Genomic DNA, 20,653 nt, shown 5'->3' with positions numbered 1-20,653 from the left:
CACCCTTAAAGGGTGTTCTTAAGCGACTGAATTTTATCGCGGTACTGCGCCGCCAGCTCAAATTCCAGATCTTTAGCCGCCTGCATCATTTTCTGTTCCAGATCAGCAATCTGATGCCAGCCATCCTTACTGCTGTCGACCTGAATATCCGCCACCGCCTTACGACCGCGTTTGTTCGACTTTAAACTGCTGCCGGCCTGGAAGTGTGCCCCTTCCAGAATATCGGCCACCCGCTTTTTGATACCTTGTGGCGTGATGCCGTGCTCGTCATTGAATTCAATCTGTTTGGCCCGGCGGCGTTCGGTCTCGTCCATCGCCCGCTGCATGGAGCCAGTTATTTTTTCGGCGTAGAGAATAGCTTTGCCGTTCACATTACGAGCGGCCCGGCCGATGGTTTGAATCAGCGAGCGGTCAGAGCGCAGAAAACCCTCTTTGTCGGCATCGAAGATAGCCACCAGAGAGACCTCTGGCATATCCAGTCCCTCCCGTAACAGGTTGATCCCCACCAGAACATCAAACTCGCCGATGCGCAGATCACGAATGATCTCCACCCGCTCGACAGTGTCGATATCCGAATGCAAGTAGCGAACTCTTACGCCATGGTCCTGCAGGTACTCGGTTAAATCCTCGGCCATACGTTTGGTTAGGGTAGTAATTAACACCCGCTCGTTGGCCTCGACCCGTTTATGAATTTCACTCAGGCAGTCGTCCACCTGGCTGCTGGCTGGTCGAATCTCAATTTCTGGGTCGACCAACCCGGTGGGCCGCACTACCTGCTCCACCACCTGCCCGGCGTGCTTGGCTTCGTAGTCACCCGGTGTGGCCGAGACAAAAATCATCTGTGGCGCCAGGCGCTCCCACTCATCGAAGCGCAGAGGGCGGTTATCGAGTGCCGATGGCAGTCGAAAGCCGTACTCAACCAGCGTCTCTTTACGGGAGCGGTCACCGCGATACATGCCACCAATTTGCGGCACGGTGACGTGGGATTCATCGATCACCAAGAGCGCGTCGGGCGGCAGGTAGTCGAATAGCGTCGGCGGTGGCTCACCTTCACCCCGGCCGGAGAGGTAGCGCGAGTAGTTTTCAATGCCCGTACAGTAACCGAGCTCCTGCATCATCTCCAGGTCGTACTTGGTGCGCTGCTCCAGTCGCTGTAGCTCCACCAGTTTATCCGCCGAGCGCAGCTGCTCAGAGCGAACCCTTAACTCGTCTTTAATCTGGTCGATCGCCTCCAACACCCGGCTCCTGGGCGTCACATAGTGCGATTTTGGGTAGATGGTAACGCGCGGCATGCGCCCTAAAATTTCACCGGTTAACGGGTCAAAGGCGGAGATATTTTCCACCTCGTCGTCAAACAGCTCAACACGAATGGCCTCACGCTCGGAGTCGGCAGGGAAGATATCGATCACCTCGCCCCGGGAGCGGTAGGTGGCGCGATGAAAATCGGCATCATTGCGGGTGTACTGCAGCTCCGCCAGGCGTCGCAAAATATCACGCTGGCTAACCTGGTCGCCACGTACCAGATGCAACACCATCTTCAGGTAGGCATCCGGGTCCCCCAAACCGTAGATCGCCGAAACCGTTGCCACGATGATGGCATCCTTACGCTCCATCAACGCCTTGGTGGCAGAGAGGCGCATCTGCTCTATGTGCTCGTTAATGGAGGCATCTTTCTCAATGAAGGTATCCGATGAAGGTACGTAGGCTTCAGGCTGGTAGTAGTCGTAGTAGGAGACAAAGTACTCTACGGAGTTGTGTGGGAAAAACTCCTTGAATTCGCCGTAAAGCTGTGCGGCTAGAGTTTTATTGTGCGCCATGATCATGGTTGGGCGCTGTACCTGGGCGATAACATTGGCAATGGTGAAGGTTTTGCCGGAGCCGGTTACCCCTAACAGCGTCTGGTGGGCCAGGCCATTTTCAATACCCTCGACCAATCGCCGGATTGCCTCCGGTTGATCGCCTGCAGGCTCGAATTGGCTCTCCACCTCAAACTGCTTGGACATGCTACAACTCCCAGGATAGTCGACCCAAAAGGGGGAGTATAACCAGGATTGCCGCTCAGCTCGACAACCCAACTACCCTGCTCCGAGCAAGTAAAACAGACGCCGAATCGCCACCACAGCCCCAGTGCCAAGCCCGGAGCAGAGCCGCTACCAGTCACAAAACGGGTGATGTAGCAGATTGACATTGTAATAGCGGGGATCGTCGGTCACCTCTGCGGTAACCCAGGGGGGCAATGGCAAGGCCTCGTGCTCATTGTCGAGCTCGACTTCCGCCACAATCAAACCCTCATTGTTCCCGTGAAATATATCGATCTCCCAGCAGTGCGAAGCGAGTGTAAGGGTATAACGGGTTTTCTCAATTTTGGGGCCGGTACAGAGCTGTTCCAACATGATTTCGGCATCAGCCAGAGGAATGGGATACTCGAACTCAGCCCGCACAGCACCTCGATTTTCCCCTTTAATGGTTAAATAGGCGTTCGCGCCTTTGATTCGAACCCGCACGGCTGTTTTTGTCGCCGTTGGGATATACCCCTGGCAAATCATTTCCCCATCGCCAAGCGCGCCCAACCGCTGGCTATCTACCAAAAATTTACGTTCAATTTCCAAAGCCATACGATCAGCTCCAAGCAGTGGGGAGTAAACATTACTGTTCAGCCAGGGATTGATAGATCTCGGCCGGCTTTTTGCGAAACAGCTTATCACCGAGCTTAAGCGCAGACTTTTTAAGGGTGGCCTGCTCCTTTTCAATCAGCGTTATCATTGCCCGATAAAGCGACTTTTCACCTTTTTTAGACAGGCTGCGATTCTGAGCTAGCCAATCGGTTAGCGTGGATAGGTCCTGATACTCACCTAATAGATCGGCCAACTGGGTTTGGCAATCGAGCCACGGTGGCAGTACAGCAGGATAGAGCGCCGCCAGATACTGCGCCTGATAAACAAAATCCTTTACCCGCTTGCGCCAGGCGTGCATCAACTTAACATCGTGCGAGTGCTTACATTGCCGGTAGAGATTACGGCTCAGTTGGTAACTTTCGCAGATGCCCAACACGGCATCGTTCTGCCGGGTAAAATTGAGCGGTAATGGCGTTAACAGGCAGAGGCTGAGTTGCTGTGCGGCCGCTGCCGGGATGGCCTGTGGACAACCCGTAAGCGACTGCTGTTGGCCCGACTTCTGTTGCAATAGCGCAGCCATCGCTTGCAGGCAGGATTCTTGGCAACTCTTTTTGCGGTGCTTTACCAGACGCGCGTGGGTCTCCCACAACGCCTGCTCATCCCGCAGATCGCACAGCGAGCGGTTGACATCGCGTAGCAGGCTGTTGGCCTGGTGAAAGGCCGACTCCCCCAAACCGGTGCGAACCAACCGCAACAGCGCCCGCAGGCGTTTAATGTTTTTCCTTGCCGAGTGGACTGCATCTGCCGGTGGCGTCGGGGACTGCAGCAGAGCTACCGTTTTGCGCAGTAGTTGCCGGTGGATGCGGCGCACAGAGAGCGCTACGGGTTCGTTTACCTGAAAAACCAATTTCATAGCGCCCGCTCCCTTACGTGAACATTAACGCTTATGTTGTAGCAACCAGCACTGATGTATTTTTTGGTTACGTTTAAAATCCGGATCGATAGACTGCTCGTGATAATCCACCACTTTATAAGCCTCCGCCAGCGTATTATCCAGCTTAAAAGAGCGCAAATTATTGGAAAATATCAACAGTCCGTCGGCCGTTAACAGCTCCATGCAGCGTTTGATTAGTGCCGGATGATCACGCTGAATATCCAATACACCCTGCATGCGCTTGGAGTTGGAAAAGGTGGGCGGATCCAACAAAATCAGATCAAACCCCTCCCGGCAACGTTGTAACCACTCGATACAATCGGCTTGTTCAAAACGGTGTTTGTTACTGCGCAAATTATTTTTGGCGAAGTTGCGTTTGGCCCACTCCAGGTAAGTATGCGACATATCGACACTGACCGTTTCGCGGGCACCGCCCAAAGCCGCCTGCACACTGGCCGTCGCGGTATAACAGAAGAGATTTAAAAACTTTTTATTGAGCGCCTGCTCGGCAATCAACTTGCGCACCGGGCGATGATCCAAAAACAGGCCTGTATCGAGGTAATCCCACAAGTTCACTTCCAGTTGTGCATCGCCCTCCCGCATTACCAGCGTTCGATGGCTGGCCTGTTCGGCCCGCTCATATTGTTGCTTACCCTTGTTACGACGGCGCTGCTTGATACTGATTTTATCCAGGTCCGGTTGTAATACCTGCTTAACCGCCGCCACCAGGTCGTGAAACCGCTCCGCGGCCCGCTTCTCATCCACAGACTTAGGTGCCTGGTACTCCTGTATGTGTATATACTCGCCGTACAGATCCACAGCAGCGGAGTATTCAGGCATATCAGCATCGTAGAGTCGATAGCACTCAATATTATTAGCCTTCACCCATTTGCTTAACTGCTTGAGATTTTTTTGCAGTCGGTTCATTACCATCCGGGCACCCTCAGTCACCTTATAGGGATCGCTGGGTCTGGTCAGGATGGCTTCGGGGGGTGGAGCATTCACAAACTGCTCGGGCTGCACATTAAAGAGCAATAGCTCCGCCGGCAGGCTGCCATTAAAGAGTTTGTATTTTTTGTGGCTACGCAGACCCATGAATTTGCCCAGGTCGGGGTTGCCGGTAAACACACCGGCCTGCCAGCCAACAAACTCTTCACGCAGCGAGCGGCCAAGATCACTGTAGAGCGTGGTCAACGCCTGCACATCACCCAGACGTTCACCATAGGGCGGATTGGTGACAATCAGGCCGCAGCCTATATCGCGGTGAGTGGGTTTTTTGAATTCATTAACGGGCTTGGCAGAAACGCGCACGTAACCTGCAAGGCCCGCGTCTTCAATGTTGTGCTCGGCAGCATCTAATACTCCGCGGTGAATATCGTAACCGCGAATCTCCCCTATCTTATTTTTGTCTACCCGGGCAAACGCCTCTTCGCGCAGTTCCAGCCAGATATCATTTTGGTGGTTGAGCCAGCGTTCAAAGGCAAATGACGAGCGTTGTAAGCCCGGGGCTATGTCGGCCGCCATCAATGCGGCTTCAATCAGCAAAGTGCCAGAGCCACACATAGGGTCGAGCAGCGGTGCCCCCTGCTTGGCTAAAGCCGGCCACTCGCACCGATAGAGAATACCGGCTGCGAGGTTCTCTTTCAGCGGTGCCGCCCCCTGCTCCATTCGATAACCCCGGCGGTGCAGGCTCTCGCCACACAGATCGAGCAGTACTGTCAGCTGCCCTTTTGCCAGGCGCAGGCTGAGCGTGAGGTCGGGATTCTGTTTAGCTACGGAGGGACGCTCGCCAAAGCGGCTGCGAATACGGTCGACCAGGGCATCCTTCGCCTTAAGAGCACCAAATTGGGTATCACGCAGATATTTGTTGGTGCCCCGAAAATCGATCCAGAGGGAACCTGAGGGGTTGATGTGGTCCTCCCAGGGGATATCGGCCACTACCTCATAGAGCTGCTCCGCCGTAGTAACCGGCTTGACCGCCAGCGGCAGATAGACCTTATTGGCAATGCGGGACCAGAGACAAACGCGATAGCTCACCGCCAGGCTCGCCAAAAACCAGACGCCACCTACGGTTTCACGTTGAAACTCCCCACCCAGGCTAACAACCTCCTGTTGCAGTAGCGGTTCCAGCCCTTTAGGGCAGGTGGAAAAAAATTCATGCATATAAGTTCTTCTTTAAATTCAATTAGGGAATGAGATCGAAATCAAAAAAGTAGTGGATCGATTCATTATTAAAACTGCGGGATCTATTAGAATTAGCGTTCATAAACCGGCTCAACCCCCGCCCCGCGGCTATTAAGCACAAAACGTAAGGAAAAATATACTTTTACGTCATATTGTCGTCATCTTTTAGAAATATTCGATCGTTCAAACCACTTATCAATTTTGGTCTACTGACCTTCCGGCTCCTGAAGCAACCCCGTAATCATAGCGTTTTTAACTGCCGCTATGAGTACCTGGGCCAAAAAAGGGGTGCACGGTGCTGGTTAGCAAATATCATCGAAAAATACCAACAAAGAGGTACGCTAAACCATGAAACGTCAGAAGCGCAATCCATCTGAACGGGCTTTCAGCAAAGGATATATGGCTGGTTTTGAAGGGCGATCACGTAGCACATGCCCGCACGAAACCATTAAAACTCGGTTTGATTGGCTCAACGGCTGGCGTGAAGGACGCAAAGATCAATGGAACGGTTTTAACCGCTTCGCATCCACTCAAAAACTCACAAATTTCTAATCGGATACCTCTTTTAATCCATTTATCAGTCACTACGTAAGGCCTAAGATCCGGCCAATAGCTTTCCAAGCTACTAAACACCCGGTGTTTAGTCATTGACGGCTTCCAACGAAGCCTAGTGCGAAAAGCCGCATTGTCACAACCAGTGGCAATGCGGCTTGCCTCGCACAACCCCCTGCCTTATTACTTGCTCGGCTTTGCAATTAAATTCAGGGCAGTTAAACCCGGGGCGATAAAAACCACAGCATTCATATCTTTATTATTTGAAGACAAAACATCGAACCGTTTAACGATTCTGAAGGGCCCGATTTATTTCTGCAATTAAGCCTGGTCCCTGATAGATAAACCCGGTGTAGATTTGCACCAGGCTGGCGCCGGCCTCTAGCTTCTCAAGCGCATCGTCGGCCGAGAAGATGCCACCCACACCAATAATCGGCAAGGCATCGCCCAATACGGCATTTATTGTTTTGATAACCTGTGTCGATTTATCCCGCACCGGCAGGCCGGATAAGCCACCGGCTTCGCTACCAAATTCCAGCTGTTCAACAGAAGATTTATCCAAAGTGGTATTGGTGGCAATGATGGCATCCATTTTCTGCTCGGCGATGGTTTCGGCCACCTGTTTAATCTCTTCCTCAGACATGTCAGGCGCAATTTTTACAGCGATGGGCACCTGCCGTTGGTGTTCCTCGCTTAATGCCAGACGCTGCTCATGAATACCACGCAACAGGTTAGATAAAGTCTCACCGAATTGCAGATTGCGCAAACCGGGCGTATTGGGAGAGGAGATATTTACCGTAACGTAATCGGCATAGGGAAAAACCGCGCGCAAGGCGATTAAATAATCATCCAGAGCACTCTCTTCCGGGGTGACCTTGTTCTTACCAATATTGATACCGAGGACACCGGTGTATTTCCGCTGTTTTACCCGCTCAACAAGGTGCTCAACGCCCAGATTGTTAAACCCCATGCGATTGATAATTGCCTGTTTTTCCGGCAAGCGGAACAGCCGCGGCTGGTCATTACCTGGCTGCGCTAGCGGAGTCACGGTACCCACCTCAACAAAGCCAAAACCCAAGCAGCCCAGGGCATTGTAGTAATCGGCGTTTTTATCCAGGCCTGCTGCCAGGCCAACGGGGTTCGCGAAAGATAATCCCATCACTTCAACAGGGTTATCCACCACTTTCGGTGCAACGACTGGCAGAATTCCAAGGCGGTAGAGCGCTCCAATCCAATCGAGACTAAATTCGTGTGAGAGCTCTGGATCCAGGCGGAAGAGAAGATTTCGTATTAGCTGATACATAGATAACCTGACTGGCGGGGAAATGATCGGGGCATAGCGCCATCGCTAGCCGCGACTGTTGGCGGGCTCAATTCTACTCAAGCGGTTATTCTGATCAAAGTAAATCCGAAAATTTCCTCGTACACCCCAGTGATCCACCCAGGGCCGCAAGGCGGTGGCGGGAAACTGCACCCGCCGGCCGTCCAGAGCCCGAGCATTAACCACGGCACTGCCACGCCGGTAGAGTATAAGCAACTCCTCCCGGCTGATGGCGATGGAAACCTCAATAAAGTTGGACATAACAGTCTAAGAAGCCCTGCTCGATTCAATCCCCACGCTGGCTTGGCCACCAGTGCATTCGGTGGAGACATCACACAAATTGTCGCAGAAGCTGGTAGCCTGCGCTAAATCGAACAGTTCGCGCATGGCCACCGAAAACATGGCGAAGTCAGAGACACTACTGCTTTGCAACTCCAGCATCATGGTTGACCAGCGGTCGTACATCTCTTTGTGCTGCTGCATCCAACGGCTGTAGGTTTCGTCCAGGTCCATCGTCTCCGGTTTCAACCGCACGAACGAGACGGTAAGCGAACGGATCTGGGACTCCATATCATCCAGGAACGACTCCCGGGCCATGGCCTGCCAGTAGTTTTCCACCGAGACATCGGAAATCTGCCGGGCAAACCAATTCAGCCCTAAACGGTCGCTCAAAAAGAAGAAGATCTGAGCCACCTGACGCAGATCACCTTTGCTCTCCCGTGCCGCTTCGACAGCTCCCAATCCGGAGTAGAGGTGCGAAGGCAAGGCATTGGCGCCGGCATAAAGCGCCGAAAAGCCGAGCTCGATACTCTCCTGGTAGCGGCATTGCCAGGTCGCACGCTCTTCACCCTGTAAAACTTCCGGCATTATCTTGGCCAGCTCAGCTAATGAGCGATTGAAATGGGGTACCTCTGCCACCGGGTTCAACTGCGAGCGCCGGTTGCGCAAAAACCAGCGGGTGCCGCGTCTTACCCGCCGCACCAGCTTGTTCAACTCCTGCATCTGTAGCTCGGCGCCCTGTTTCAGATCCAACTGTTCAATTTCGGAACGAAAATCAGGCATCGAAAAGACATCCCGGGCTGTGACATAGGCGCGTGCGATATTGGTTGCCGGTGCGCCGGTGGTTTCAAACAGACGATGGTAAAAAGTAATACCACCATTGTTAACCATGTCATTGGCCAACTGAGTGGCAATAATCTCTTTGCGCAGAATGTGTTGTTGAATCTCTTTCAGGAAGTTCTTTTTCAACAGCGCAGGAAACGCGCTCTCAACCATTCGACAGATATAGGGGTCGGCAACAATGTCGTCCGCGGCAAACAACTCCTTAAGCATCACCTTCACGTAGGAGATCAACACCGACAGCTCCGGACGGGTCAGTCCCTTCTGGTGGCTGTGCCGCTCGAGCAGCCCCTCTTCGTCGGGCAGGAACTCCAGTTTACGTTTCAGACGGCCCTGGCTCTCCAGCTGCGCGATCAGCCGGCGGTATTCAGCAAACCGTTCCAGGCCGCTGTGATGAGCCAGGCTGATAGCTTGAGTTTGTTGATAATTGTTGGCCAGCACCAGCTCGGCAACCGACTCGGTCATATCAACCAGCAACTTGTTGCGCTGCTTGTCGGTCATATCGCCCTGGGCCACCAATTTATCGATCAAAATTTTGATATTGACCTCGTGGTCGGAACAGTCGACGCCGGCGGCGTTATCGATAAAGTCGGTATTACAGGCACCACCGTTTAGGCAGTACTCCACCCGGCCCAGCTGCGTCATCCCCAGGTTGCCACCCTCGCCGAACACACGGCAACGCAGCTCGTTACCATCGACACGCAGGGTATCGTTGGTTTTGTCACCAACGTCGCCGTTAATCTCCCTGGACGATTTTACGTAGGTGCCAATACCCCCGTTCCAGATCAGATCAACCGGCGACTTAAGCAGCCGGTTGATCAAATCGTTTGGTGCCAATCGGGGCTCTTCAATTTGGAAGCGCTCTTTCATCTCTGGCGTGATGACAATGCTCTTCAGGTCGCGAGAGAAGACACCGCCACCACCGGAGATGAGCTCGCGATTGTAGTCCTCCCAATTCAATTGCGGGTTTTGAAACAGCCGCTGACGCTCCGTAAAGCTGGCTGCGGCATCGGGGTTCGGGTCGATAAAAATGGAGAGGTGGTTAAAGGCAGCCACCAGACAGATGTGCTCCGACAGCAGCATGCCATTGCCGAAAACATCACCACTCATATCGCCAATGCCAACCACGGAAAAATCCTGCTGCTGAATATCGATACCCTGCTCACGGAAATGACGCTGCACGGAAACCCAGGCACCGCGGGCGGTAATACCCATGCCTTTATGGTCATATCCCTGGCTACCGCCAGAGGCAAAGGCATCGCCCAGCCAATGGCCGTACTCCAGCGAAATCCGGTTGGCGATATCGGAAAAGGTGGCCGTGCCCTTATCCGCCGCCACCACCAGATAGGGGTCGGCGCCATCATGGCGCACCACATCCTTTGGGGCCCGCGGCTGGCCATCGATGATGTTATCGGTAATATCGAGCAGCCCGCGAATAAAGATTTTGTAACACTCGATGGCTTCGGCCTGTAACCCTTTGCGGCCGCCCTCTTTCGGTGGCTGCTTAACCACGAAACCACCTTTGGCACCACTGGGCACGATCACCGCGTTTTTTACCTGCTGGGCTTTTACCAGGCCAAGCACCTCAGTACGGTAGTCCTGCAGGCGATCAGACCAACGCAAGCCACCCCGGGCCACGGCACCGCCACGCAGATGCACCCCCTCAATGCGGGGGGAGTAAACAAATATTTCGTAGAGTGGGCGCGGCTCGGGAATCTCTGGAATTTCTCTTGGGGCCAACTTAAAGGAGAGGTAAGCAAGCGGTTCGCCGTCTGCCCCCTTCTTGAAATAGTTGGTGCGCAAGGTGCCTTTGAGCAGATCGAGGTAGCGGCGGATGATCCGGTCATCATTAAGGTTATCGACATTTTCCAGGGCGTCGACAATCTTCTGTTGCAGTCGCTCAATGCGCTCCTTGTCGAGTTTGCTGAACTGATTAATCCGGGGTTCAAATTTCGCCTTAAACAGGGCAATCAGGTTGCGGGTGATATCCACATGTACGGCCAGGGTGTCGGCGATGTAGCTCTGGCCAAAATTGAACACCGTCTGCTTCATGTAACGTGCGTAGGAGCGCAATATCGCCACCTCCCGCCAGCTCAGCCGCGCACCCAATACCAGGCGATTAAAGGCATCGTTTTCCGCTTGCCCCTGCCAAATGGCTTTAAATGCCTCCTGAAAAACCCGCTTGGTGTTGGAGACATCGACATTGGCACTGCCATCAAACACCAGGTTAAAGTCGTGCAACCAGATAACCGGTGCGCCCTCCGGCTCGATGTCGTAAGGGTATTCACCCAGCACCCGCAAACCGAGATTCTCCAGAATCGGCACCACCGTGGAGAGGTGCAGCGGCGAGCCCGCATGGAAGACCTTAAAGCGGATTGCCTTGGGGTTGGAGCCCAATGGCTGATAGAAACTCATCGCCACCGGGTTGTCGATAGAGAGCGCCGAAACAGTGGCGATATCCGCTACCGCGGCGCGCGCGTCATAGGCCTCCCGATAGGCATCCGAGAAGGCATTTTGATAGCTTCGGTACTGCTTGGTACCCACCTCTTCCCCCAGCGCCTCCAACAAGCCGGAGAATAGATTTTCATCCCAGCCACGGGTTAGATCGATGGTTTTTTGCTCGATGGCGTGAACATCAAACTCAGGGCTGCCGCCTGGCTTTAAGCGAAACACCAAATGCGCACGCGCCAGAATCGACTCGGAGAAATAGGTATTAAATTCACACTCCTCTGCGTCGATTTCCGCCGCAATCAGGTTTTGGATTTGTAGGCGAATTTTGGTACTGAAGATATCGCGCGGTACAAATACCAGGCAATTAACGAACTTGCCATAGGGGTCTGCTCGCATAAACAGCCGCACCAGCGGCCGCTCGTTAATTTGTGCTACTGCGGTACTGAGCGTTAACACCTGCTCTTTGGAGAGCTGAAACATCTCATCGCGTGGTAAGGTGGCCAGTATGCGCAACAGGGTTTTGCCGTCGTAGCAATCGGGATCGATGGCCGTCTGCTCCATCACATATTTTACTTTGTCGCGAATCAATGGGATGTTGGCCACCTTATTTTCGTAGACGGCACTGGTATACAAGCCCAGAAAGCGGCACTCGCCGATCACTTCGCCCGTTTCACTGTATTTTTTTACCACCACATAATCGGAATAGGCGGAACGGTGAACGCGTGAGCGGCTATTGGATTTGGTAAAGGCTATGCAGTCGTCTGCGCGGTAGAAGACGGCCATTCCCTGGTTGAAATCAGCCTCGGCCAGAGGCGCCTTTTCGGCCTCTGAACGACGAAAAATACCACGCCGCCGGTCGGTCAACTCACGCAAAACCCGCTTCTTACTTTTGCCAGGTGCGGTTAACTCAAATTCACTGTAACCCAGAAATGTAAAGTGCCCCTGCCCCAGCCACTGCAAAAAAGCTTGCGATTCAGCCACCAGCTCAGCATTGGCAGCCGGATTGTTCTTGGCCAAGCTTAAATTTTGGCAGGCGGATTCGGCCTCGCTGCACATGGGTTGGTAATCGGCTACCACCGCACAGATATCCACCAGCACATCTTCCATCGCATTACGCAACTGCATCATTTCGCTACTGCTGGAGTGCAGGTTGATCTCAAAATAGATCAGTGCCTCGTTTTGCACATAATGGCCGATAGGCAATTCGGTGACCGCGGCATTGCGATCCAGTACTGAGACCAACGCACCATTAGCTGCACGCACCACCTGCAATACACGACTGTACAGAAAATGGACACGAATATTACGCCGGTTCAACTCCAAACGGATGGAATCAGTCAAAAACGGCATATCGCGAATGTGCACCTGAATAACCGTGTGGCTACACAACCAACCGTGCTCTTCCAAGTTGGGGTTATAGACAACTACCCGGTAATCACTCTCCTGGTAGCACTTCAGCCTTTGCCACCAGCCGGCGAGAAAACCGTAAATATCCTTATATTGGCGCCCCTGAATTTCATTTAATGGGAAGCGGTGAAAGTAGAGCTCGGTAAAATGACCGAACTCCTGCTGCTGACTTACAGCTTGTTCTTCTTTGATATTGACCCCTAGTCGCTCCAAAAACTGGCTTTCCGACTGGGTCATAACGGAATTGATTTCCACGATGGCCTCTCTCAAATCAGCTTGCTGGCCGATTTACATTTCTGCTTTGCAAGGTGCTTACTTTACCGATTTTATTCGCAGGCCGGTGGTGAAAACTCCAAGCTTGTCATCCGCCCTTAGATTCGGCATTTTTTTGTAGAATTATTTCCCTAAAGTTTAGTACATGTGTACCGTTTAGCCTGCCCTAACCGCGCCCTGGGTGGCTGTAAAACCGGGTTGTTTACCCACAATTTGCGACTCAGCAACCGCAGAAGTCGCAGCTTGCTTTTGTATTCAGCTTTGTCAGACTTAGGAACTTTCCATATGACCGCCAGTCTTCATGGAACAGCCAAGGCGCTACAGCTGCCTGGATACTTGAATTTTGGCCAAAAGCCCACACATGAACGGATGGTTTGCCCCCACCCACAACTGCATTAACAGGCCTGACGCACTAGCTTATGACGGATCAAAACGCCCTTCTCTCCCTAAAAAAATGGCTTAATCAGACAATTGTCGGCCAACCACATCTCATTGATCGTTTGTTGATCGCACTGCTGGCGGATGGCCACCTACTGGTGGAAGGGGCACCCGGCCTGGCAAAAACCAAAGCGATTAAAACCCTCTCAGAGGGGCTGGAAGCCAGTTTTCACCGCATACAATTTACCCCGGACTTATTGCCATCGGATGTAACCGGTACCGATATCTATCGTCCTGAAACCGGCGTTTTTGAGTTTCAATCCGGCCCGATTTTTCACAACCTGGTATTGGCCGATGAGATCAATCGGGCGCCGGCCAAGGTGCAATCCTCACTGTTGGAAGCCATGGCGGAACGCCAGGTCAGCATCGGCCGGTCAACCTACAAGCTGCCGGAGCTGTTTCTGGTGATGGCCACCCAAAACCCAGTTGAGCAGGAGGGAACCTACCCACTGCCGGAAGCCCAGCTCGACCGGTTTCTAATGCACGTCAACGTCGATTACCCCAACAGCGAGGCCGAACTGGCCATTTTACGGCTGGCCAGACGAGAGGCACAGAAGGAGCAAAACCAGCCGCCAGTGACCATCTCCCAGGAGCAGTTGCTGGCCGACCGGGATGCAATCTTGCATCTGCATCTGTCGGAAGCGGTGGAGAACTATATCGTCGCCCTCACCTGCGCCACCCGCAAGGCCGAAGCCATCAACGCCGAGCTGGCCCAATGGATTGAGTTTGGGGTCAGTCCGCGGGCCACGATTGCGCTTGAGCGCTGCGCCCGAGCCCACGCTTGGCTTGCCGAGCGCGATTACGTCAGCCCGGATGATGTCCAAGCTGTTATTCACGATGTCTTCCGGCATCGCCTGATTTTAAGTTTCGAGGCCGAGGCCAACGGCATCTCCGCCGACGATATTATCGATCGATTGCTCTCTTTGGTGGCAGTTGCCTAAAATGTCCCTGCGTTGGGTTAGTAAGGGAGAGACGATGAAACGCCAAGCTGCAGAAGTGAAATCGCTTTCGTCCCGCACCGGAGTGTCGGGTGTCCATGCCGAGCTCGAGGAGCTGCTGCTCACCCGTCTGACCGCCAGCCAATTGAACCTGCAATACGCCAAGCCCAGCCGCTCACTACTGGCAGGACCAATCCATACCCGCACCAAAGGCCGCGGTATGGAGTTCGAGGAGGTGCGCGTGTACCACCCCGGCGATGACATCCGCAGTATCGACTGGCGGGTAACTGCCCGCACCCAAGTAACGCACACCAAGCTCTTCCAGGAGGAGCGGGAAAAACCGGTTCTGGTGGTGGTCGACCAACGCTCCAATATGTTCTTTGGCAGCCAACGTTGTTTTAAATCGGTCTATGCAGCACACCTGGCCGCCGCCATTGGCTGGGCTGCTATTGGTCAGAACGATCGCATCGGCGCGCTGCTGTTTGCCGATGACACTCAACAGGATGTGCGCCCCAAACGCAGCAAGCACGCCCAACTGGCTTTGCTGCAAAAACTGGTGGAATTTAATCAGCGGCTGCATTCACCGCTACCCTCGGGCCGAAAAATCTCCATGGAGGAGATGCTCGCCGATGTGCGACGGGTAGCCAAACCGGGCACCAATATTTTCATCCTGAGCGACTTCTCCGACCTAAACCCCGAGTGCGAAAAACAGCTCTATCTATTGGCCCGCCACAACGATGTCAGCCTGTTCCACATTTTCGACACCCTGGAGCAACAGCTGCCCAACACTGCGCAACTGTCGGTCAGTAACGGCCATCAGCGCCTACAACTAAACCCTCAGGAGTTGGGCTTCCAGCAACGCTACCAAAATCTCTTTGACTCCCGCCTTGCGCGGCTGCAACAGATAGCCAACAGCTTCGCCGTGAATGTGGTTAATGCCTGTACCACCGAAGACCCTGAACGCCTGCTACTTGGCCTGTATGGCAAAGCCAAACGCTCCAACCGTTTTAAATCGGCCGCCAGGGCCAACCATCAAAGCAGCCGTTAACGCTATGCCCTCTGCACCATCATCCGCCCCCAGCCAGCCACCCATACCGGAGCTACGCGACATCGTGCTTCCGCCCGAGGTCAGTGGCTACTGGTTGGCTCCGGGTTGGCTGTTGCTGGCCCTGCTGGTAACCGCACTGTTAGTGAGCGTGGCCTATCTCGGTTACCGCCAGCGCCAACGCACCGCCTTCCGGCGCCAGGCCAAGACCGAGCTCACCACTTGGTTACAGCAACAACCGGTCAATAGCCCCATCACAGCCGAACAGCTGCTCTTTCTAAACAGCCTGCTTAAGCGGGTGGCGATGCGCACCGGGCGGGCCGGTGTAGCTGCCCTCTCCGGCAGCCGTTGGCATCAATTTCTGGACGCCTCAGCCAACAAAACCCTCTCCCAGGAGAGCCTGGCACTCTTGGCTGGCGGTCACTACCAAGCATCAGTCGATACCCAATTGAGCCTGGCCACACTGACCCGTGAGTGCCAGCGCTGGGTTGGCAAGCACCATATTGATCAACGAACCCAGCTACATGAGGGAGACAACTATGCTCTCCTTTGAGTGGCCCTGGGTATTTCTACTGATTCCCCTACCCCTGCTGGTTTGGCGTTGGCTGCCGGCGGCCAAGGATACCAACAGCGCTCTACTGGTCCCGTTCTTCACCCAAGTCCAGGCGCTCAGCGACAGCAACTCGCTCAAATCGGCTTCCCGCTGGAGTCACTGGCTGCTCCTGCTCTGCCTTTGGCTGACACTGTTGTGCAGCGCCGCCCGCCCAGAGTGGTTGGGAGAGCCCATCGAACTGCCCACCTCCGGCCGCGACCTGCTGCTGGCGGTAGACATATCCGGCAGTATGGATACCCGCGATATGATCGTCGCCGGCGAAAACCTGGATCGGCTTACCATCGTTAAATATGTGGTAGGAGAGTTTGTCCAACGTCGCCATCAGGATCGCTTAGGGCTGATTCTGTTCGGTACCAACGCCTACCTGCAGGCGCCTCTCACCTTCGACCGCGAGACGGTCAACACTCTGCTACAAGAGGCGCAACTTGGCTTTGCCGGCGAGAAAACCGCTATCGGCGAGGCCATCGGCCTGGGTATCAAACGCCTGCAGGATCGCCCCGAGTCCTCCCGGGTAATGATTCTGCTAACCGACGGCGCCAACACGGCCGGTGCCGTCGCGCCACTGCAGGCAGCGGAACTGGCCAAACTGGCCGGGGTGAAAATCTATACCATTGGTGTTGGCGCAGACGAGATAACCATGCGCAGCCTGCTCAACCCGCGCGGCCGGACCTTCAACCCCTCCCGCGACCTGGACGAAGACACCTTAATGAAGATCGCCGAACAGACCGGCGGCCGTTACTTTCGCGCACGTAACCCCAAGGAGCTGATCGAAATCTACTCGGTGCTGGACGAACTGGAGCCCATCGAACAGGCGGCAGAAACCTTTCGCCCCATTCGGGCTCTATTCTACTGGCCATTAACCGTAGCGCTGCTGGCCAGCATCCTACTGGCACTGAAAAAATTATCCGCCAGTTGGTGGCTGCGTGCCAGCAGCCAACAATCCGTCGTTAAAGATTCCGCCGCCGAATTATGAGCATTACCGATTTTCACTTTCTGCGTCCCGGCTGGCTGCTGTTACTGCTTCCGCTGGCGGCAATTCTGTTTGGGCTTCTGGCCAGTCAACGACTCGACAACCAGTGGCAAAAATGGGTCGACAGTCGTCTGCTCAGCCACCTGCTCGACAAACAGCAACAGAAAGCCAATCGTTGGCCACTCTGGGCGTTAGCCGCCGCCTGGCTGATTGCCACCCTGGCCACCGCCGGGCCCACCTGGGAAAAACTGCCGCAGCCGGTAATGAAAAAAGAGCAGTCGCTGGTGATTTTGTGGGATCTCTCGCCCTCCATGCTCGCCCGCGATCTTAAACCTGACCGCCTCACCCGGGCCCGTTACAAATTGATGGATCTGCTCAAGGCCAAACACGAAGGTGAAGCGGCGCTGGTAGTTTATGCCGGCGAAGCCTATGTGGTAACGCCGCTATCCGACGATATGGACACCATCATCGCCCAACTTCCTGCTCTCGAGCCGGGCCTGATGCCAGTGCGTGGCAGCAACACTGAAATGGCCGTCGAGACCGCCATCCGCCTGTTTAAAGATGCTTCGGTCTATGCCGGCGATATTCTACTGGTCACCGATGGTGTAGTACCGGAGGCCATCGATACCATAAGCAACGCCTTGGCCAGCACCCAACACACCCTCTCCGTGCTGGCAGTCGGTACAGAGACCGGTGCCCCCGTCCCCATCGGCGATGGCTTTGCCAAAGACAGCAGCGGCAAAGTAATTGTCGACCAGTTAAACATCGCCCAACTGCAGGGATTGGCCGAACGCAATGGCGGGAAATTTACTGTGCTGCGTTCCGATAACCTCGACGTTGAATACCTGTTGGCCGACCAGAATCGGGCACTGCTCGACAGCAGCCACTACAGCAATAACGACGACGAACAGCACCAGTTTGATATCTGGCAGGAACAGGGTCCCTACCTGGTGCTGTTGCTGTTACCCTTTGCCGCCCTGGCCTTTCGCCGCGGCTGGTTGTTAACCCCCCTGCTGGCAATTGGCCTGGCCACAGGCTACACCCCAACGGCCAGTGCGCTCGAATGGCAGGATCTTTGGCAAACCCATGATCAACGGGCCATGAACCTGCTTGAGCAGGGCAAGTCTGCCGAGGCCGCGCAGCTGTTTGACGACCCAGCCTGGGCGGCCAGTGCCCACTATAAAAATGGCGACTACGACCAGGCCGCCTCCCTATTTGACCCCGCCACCCCAGAGGGGCTCTACAACCAGGGCAATGCACTGGCCCAGGCCGGCCAACTGCAAGAAGCCTTAGCCGCCTACGACAAGGCACTGGCTGCCAACCCCAATTTTGAAGATGCCCAATACAACCGCGATGTGGTCGAAAAACGGCTTCAACAGCAACAAAACAGTCAGAGCCAGAAGCAGAATCAACAGAACGACTCCGATCAAAATCAGGAACAGTCGGATCAGCAGGATGGGCAGAGCAGTAATCAGGATCAGTCCCAGCAGTCTGAGCAGCAAGATGGCGACCAGCAACAGGCCGACAACGAACAGCAAAACGACAGTAGCTCCCAGCAGAGTGCCGACAATCAATCGCAACAAAATACCGAAAACAAAAGCGGCCGTGACGAACAACAATCGGCCGACCGGGACTCCAATAGCGAGCAAAACGGGGATCAAAACCAGGCCGACCAGATGGCCAGTGCTGATGAGTCGCAATCAGACGAAGAACAAAGTGACGCCGATAACAGCAACGCCAGCGCAGCCCTCGCCAACGACGACATGTCGGAGGAGCAGCGCCAGGCTCTGGAACAGTGGCTAAAACAGATACCAGACGATCCCTCCGGTCTGCTGCGCCGTAAATTTCAACACCAATATCGGCAGCGACGCCAGGAGTATCGCGCCGGCGAGTGGCATCTGCCCAGTAACAACGCCGCGTCGCGACTCTAAGCAAACGCGTGCAACCCGAACCCGCACTGAGATACCGCTAAGAACACAACCATGATTAGAAGCACCAGCCTAAATTTTCCCCAACAGCTGATACTGATGTTGATAGTCAGCCTCGCATTGGTGTTGATTAGCCAGGCCAGCCACGCCGACGAAGTGGTCGCTACCGTCGACCGCAACAATCTCACCGTCGAAGAGACACTCAATCTAAAAGTTCGCTACCAGGGCAACAATCAGGCGGCCACCCCCGAGCTGGAAGATCTGATGATCAACTTCGACATCATCTCCCAGAGCCGCAGTAATCAGTTTCGCAGCTTTAATGGCCAGGTGGAGTCTTGGGTGGAGTGGTCGTTTGTGATCGCACCGAAAAAAGAGGGAAAATTGCTGATCCCTTCGTTTAACCTGGACGGCAATTTCAGCACCCCAATAGAGGTCACAGTAACTAAAGCCAAACCACTAAATTTAGGGTCCGGCCAGACACGGGACATCTTTTTAGAGACCGAGCTCGACCACGAAAGCGCCTATGTACAGCAGCAGGTACTGCTCACCCTGCGGCTGAACACCTCAATTCCTGTCTCCAGCATTACACCGGAGGAGTTGAAGCTGCCTCAGGCTAAAATCGAAATGGTTTCGGAGCAGCGCTACAACCGCAATATCAACGGCAGAGACTACGCCGTGGTCGAACTGGTTTATGCCCTCTACCCGCAGGAATCCGGTAAATTAACCATTCCCAGCCTCACCTGGGAAGCCACCATTGGCAGCCGCTCCAACTCACTGTTTGATCTCTACTCCAGAAGCAGTATGCGGCGCCTACGCTCGGATGCAGAGACGATTAATATTCTGCCCAAACCAGACAGCTTCTCAGGTAACTCCTGGTTACCGGCAAAAAACTTGTCCATTACCGAGACCTGGAGTGATGGTTTTCCTGAGTTCGTACAGGGAGAACCCATCACCCGCAATATAATCGTCACCGCCGATGGCTTAACTGCCTCTCAACTGCCAGAGATGCCCGTTGATTATCCGGACAATATCAACCAGTACCCAGAACCAACCAAAGCCGATGAACAGAAGAGCAACCACGGCATAGTCACTCAGGCCACCCAGGCACAGGCGCTGTTGGTGACACAACCGGGCACCTATACCCTACCGGAAGTCTCCCTCACCTGGTGGGACACAGATAAAAACGAGCAGGCGGTGGTACGCCTGCCCGCCCGACAAATTACCGTTAAGGCGGCCGCAGGCGCTAATACCAACGCACCGCCGATAATTACCAAGCCGACCATCCCCCCGGTAATCGACCTGGCTGCTCCCGCTACCGCCGGCAACCAAAATAGTGGTTCATCTAATTGGCCATTGCTGTTAATCAGCAACCTGGTGACGGCCGTGGTCGTGGTGATACTTACCCTGCTCTGGCTAAAAATGACCGGGAAAGCTGCCACCCAACCACACTGGCAGGAAGCAGCGGAAGAACCGCCCCTGAAAAGTGTGCAAAAGCAGTTGCGAAAATATTGTCACCAACAACAAACGCAGCAGGTACACGCGACCTTATTGCTACTCTCACGCACACTCGACCCCAAATTACCTGCCACACTTGCCAATGTCAGCCGGCAGCTAACAGACAGCAGAGCCCAAGCAGCTATTGCCCAGCTTGACCGCAGTCTCTTCCATGGTGAAGTGGGTACCGCCATCGACTTTGCCAGCATCGCCAAAGCCTGCAGTGAATTGGGGGTAAAGCCCAGTAAGAAAAGCAGTACCCAGCTCGCGCCTCTTAACCCGGTGTAACCTCTTACAACCCCGCGTACAGATATACGCGGGAATTTACCCATTTAATCACTTTGCCAACGCCATCAAATGGCCAGGTCATG

General features: G+C 54.3%; 14 protein-coding genes. 7 read left to right on the top strand and 7 right to left on the bottom strand.

The genetic code is table 11. The features are described 5' to 3' along the window. Positions 1-5: 5 nt before the first annotated feature. The 4 genes from uvrB to rlmKL form a co-directional block, all read right to left on the bottom strand. Entirely contained in the window at positions 6-2,003 is a 1,998-nt protein-coding gene (gene uvrB, locus SBL51_RS01490) for an excinuclease ABC subunit UvrB (protein ID WP_317928696.1), read from the bottom strand. A 147-nt stretch (positions 2,004-2,150) separates the two neighbouring features. Next, positions 2,151-2,615, bottom strand: coding sequence for a CYTH domain-containing protein (locus tag SBL51_RS01485; protein WP_317928695.1), 465 nt, complete (start codon positions 2,613-2,615; stop codon positions 2,151-2,153). Between the two features lie 31 nt (positions 2,616-2,646). Beyond that, complete coding sequence (locus SBL51_RS01480; RefSeq protein WP_317928694.1) at positions 2,647-3,528, bottom strand: CHAD domain-containing protein; 882 nt, start codon at positions 3,526-3,528, stop codon at positions 2,647-2,649. Between the two features lie 24 nt (positions 3,529-3,552). After that, the gene (gene rlmKL / locus SBL51_RS01475) at positions 3,553-5,712 is read right to left on the bottom strand and encodes a bifunctional 23S rRNA (guanine(2069)-N(7))-methyltransferase RlmK/23S rRNA (guanine(2445)-N(2))-methyltransferase RlmL (protein WP_317928693.1); all 2,160 of its coding nucleotides are present in this window, start codon (positions 5,710-5,712) and stop codon (positions 3,553-3,555) included. A gap of 369 nt (positions 5,713-6,081) precedes the next feature. Between rlmKL and rmf the strand changes: the two genes are divergently transcribed. Beyond that, the gene (gene rmf, locus SBL51_RS01470; RefSeq protein WP_317928692.1) at positions 6,082-6,285 is read left to right on the top strand and encodes a ribosome modulation factor; all 204 of its coding nucleotides are present in this window, start codon (positions 6,082-6,084) and stop codon (positions 6,283-6,285) included. 286 nt (positions 6,286-6,571) lie between these two features. Here the strand turns inward: rmf and SBL51_RS01465 are convergent, their stop codons facing one another. The 3 genes from SBL51_RS01465 to SBL51_RS01455 are packed head-to-tail and all read right to left on the bottom strand — an operon-like array spanning position 6,572 to position 12,838. Further along, complete coding sequence (locus SBL51_RS01465) at positions 6,572-7,588, bottom strand: quinone-dependent dihydroorotate dehydrogenase (protein WP_317928691.1); 1,017 nt, start codon at positions 7,586-7,588, stop codon at positions 6,572-6,574. 45 nt (positions 7,589-7,633) lie between these two features. Next, complete coding sequence (locus SBL51_RS01460; protein WP_317928690.1) at positions 7,634-7,867, bottom strand: DUF2835 family protein; 234 nt, start codon at positions 7,865-7,867, stop codon at positions 7,634-7,636. 6 nt (positions 7,868-7,873) lie between these two features. Then, positions 7,874-12,838 carry an NAD-glutamate dehydrogenase gene (locus SBL51_RS01455; protein ID WP_317928689.1) on the bottom strand — a complete coding sequence of 1,655 codons (4,965 nt, stop codon included), beginning with the start codon at positions 12,836-12,838 and terminating at the stop codon, positions 7,874-7,876. A gap of 437 nt (positions 12,839-13,275) precedes the next feature. Here SBL51_RS01455 and SBL51_RS01450 point away from each other — a divergent pair, with 437 nt between their 5' ends. Genes SBL51_RS01450 through SBL51_RS01425 form a run of 6 tightly spaced genes read left to right on the top strand, consistent with a single transcriptional unit; the run spans position 13,276 to position 20,570 of the window. Continuing rightward, positions 13,276-14,235 (top strand): MoxR family ATPase, encoded by a 960-nt coding sequence (locus SBL51_RS01450; RefSeq protein WP_317928688.1) that lies wholly within the window; start codon positions 13,276-13,278, stop codon positions 14,233-14,235. A 34-nt stretch (positions 14,236-14,269) separates the two neighbouring features. Next, entirely contained in the window at positions 14,270-15,280 is a 1,011-nt protein-coding gene (locus tag SBL51_RS01445; RefSeq protein WP_317928687.1) for a DUF58 domain-containing protein, read from the top strand. A gap of 4 nt (positions 15,281-15,284) precedes the next feature. After that, positions 15,285-15,830: a DUF4381 domain-containing protein gene (locus tag SBL51_RS01440; RefSeq protein WP_317928686.1), complete on the top strand. Its 546-nt coding sequence runs from the start codon at positions 15,285-15,287 to the stop codon at positions 15,828-15,830. Beyond that, a complete protein-coding gene (locus tag SBL51_RS01435; RefSeq protein ID WP_317928685.1) occupies positions 15,817-16,863 on the top strand; it encodes a VWA domain-containing protein in 1,047 nt (348 codons plus the stop codon). The genes SBL51_RS01440 and SBL51_RS01435 overlap by 14 nt, the downstream gene beginning before the upstream one ends. After that, positions 16,860-18,791 carry a vWA domain-containing protein gene (locus SBL51_RS01430; RefSeq protein ID WP_317928684.1) on the top strand — a complete coding sequence of 644 codons (1,932 nt, stop codon included), beginning with the start codon at positions 16,860-16,862 and terminating at the stop codon, positions 18,789-18,791. Before SBL51_RS01435 ends, SBL51_RS01430 begins: the two co-directional genes overlap by 4 nt. A gap of 51 nt (positions 18,792-18,842) precedes the next feature. Then, the gene (locus tag SBL51_RS01425) at positions 18,843-20,570 is read left to right on the top strand and encodes a BatD family protein (RefSeq protein ID WP_317928683.1); all 1,728 of its coding nucleotides are present in this window, start codon (positions 18,843-18,845) and stop codon (positions 20,568-20,570) included. Positions 20,571-20,653: the final 83 nt, after the last annotated feature.

The sequence above is a fragment of the Halioxenophilus sp. WMMB6 genome (genome assembly GCF_033283405.1).
Classification (GTDB): Bacteria; Pseudomonadota; Gammaproteobacteria; order Pseudomonadales; family Cellvibrionaceae; genus Halioxenophilus.
This window is presented reverse-complemented; position numbering and strand designations above follow the sequence as displayed.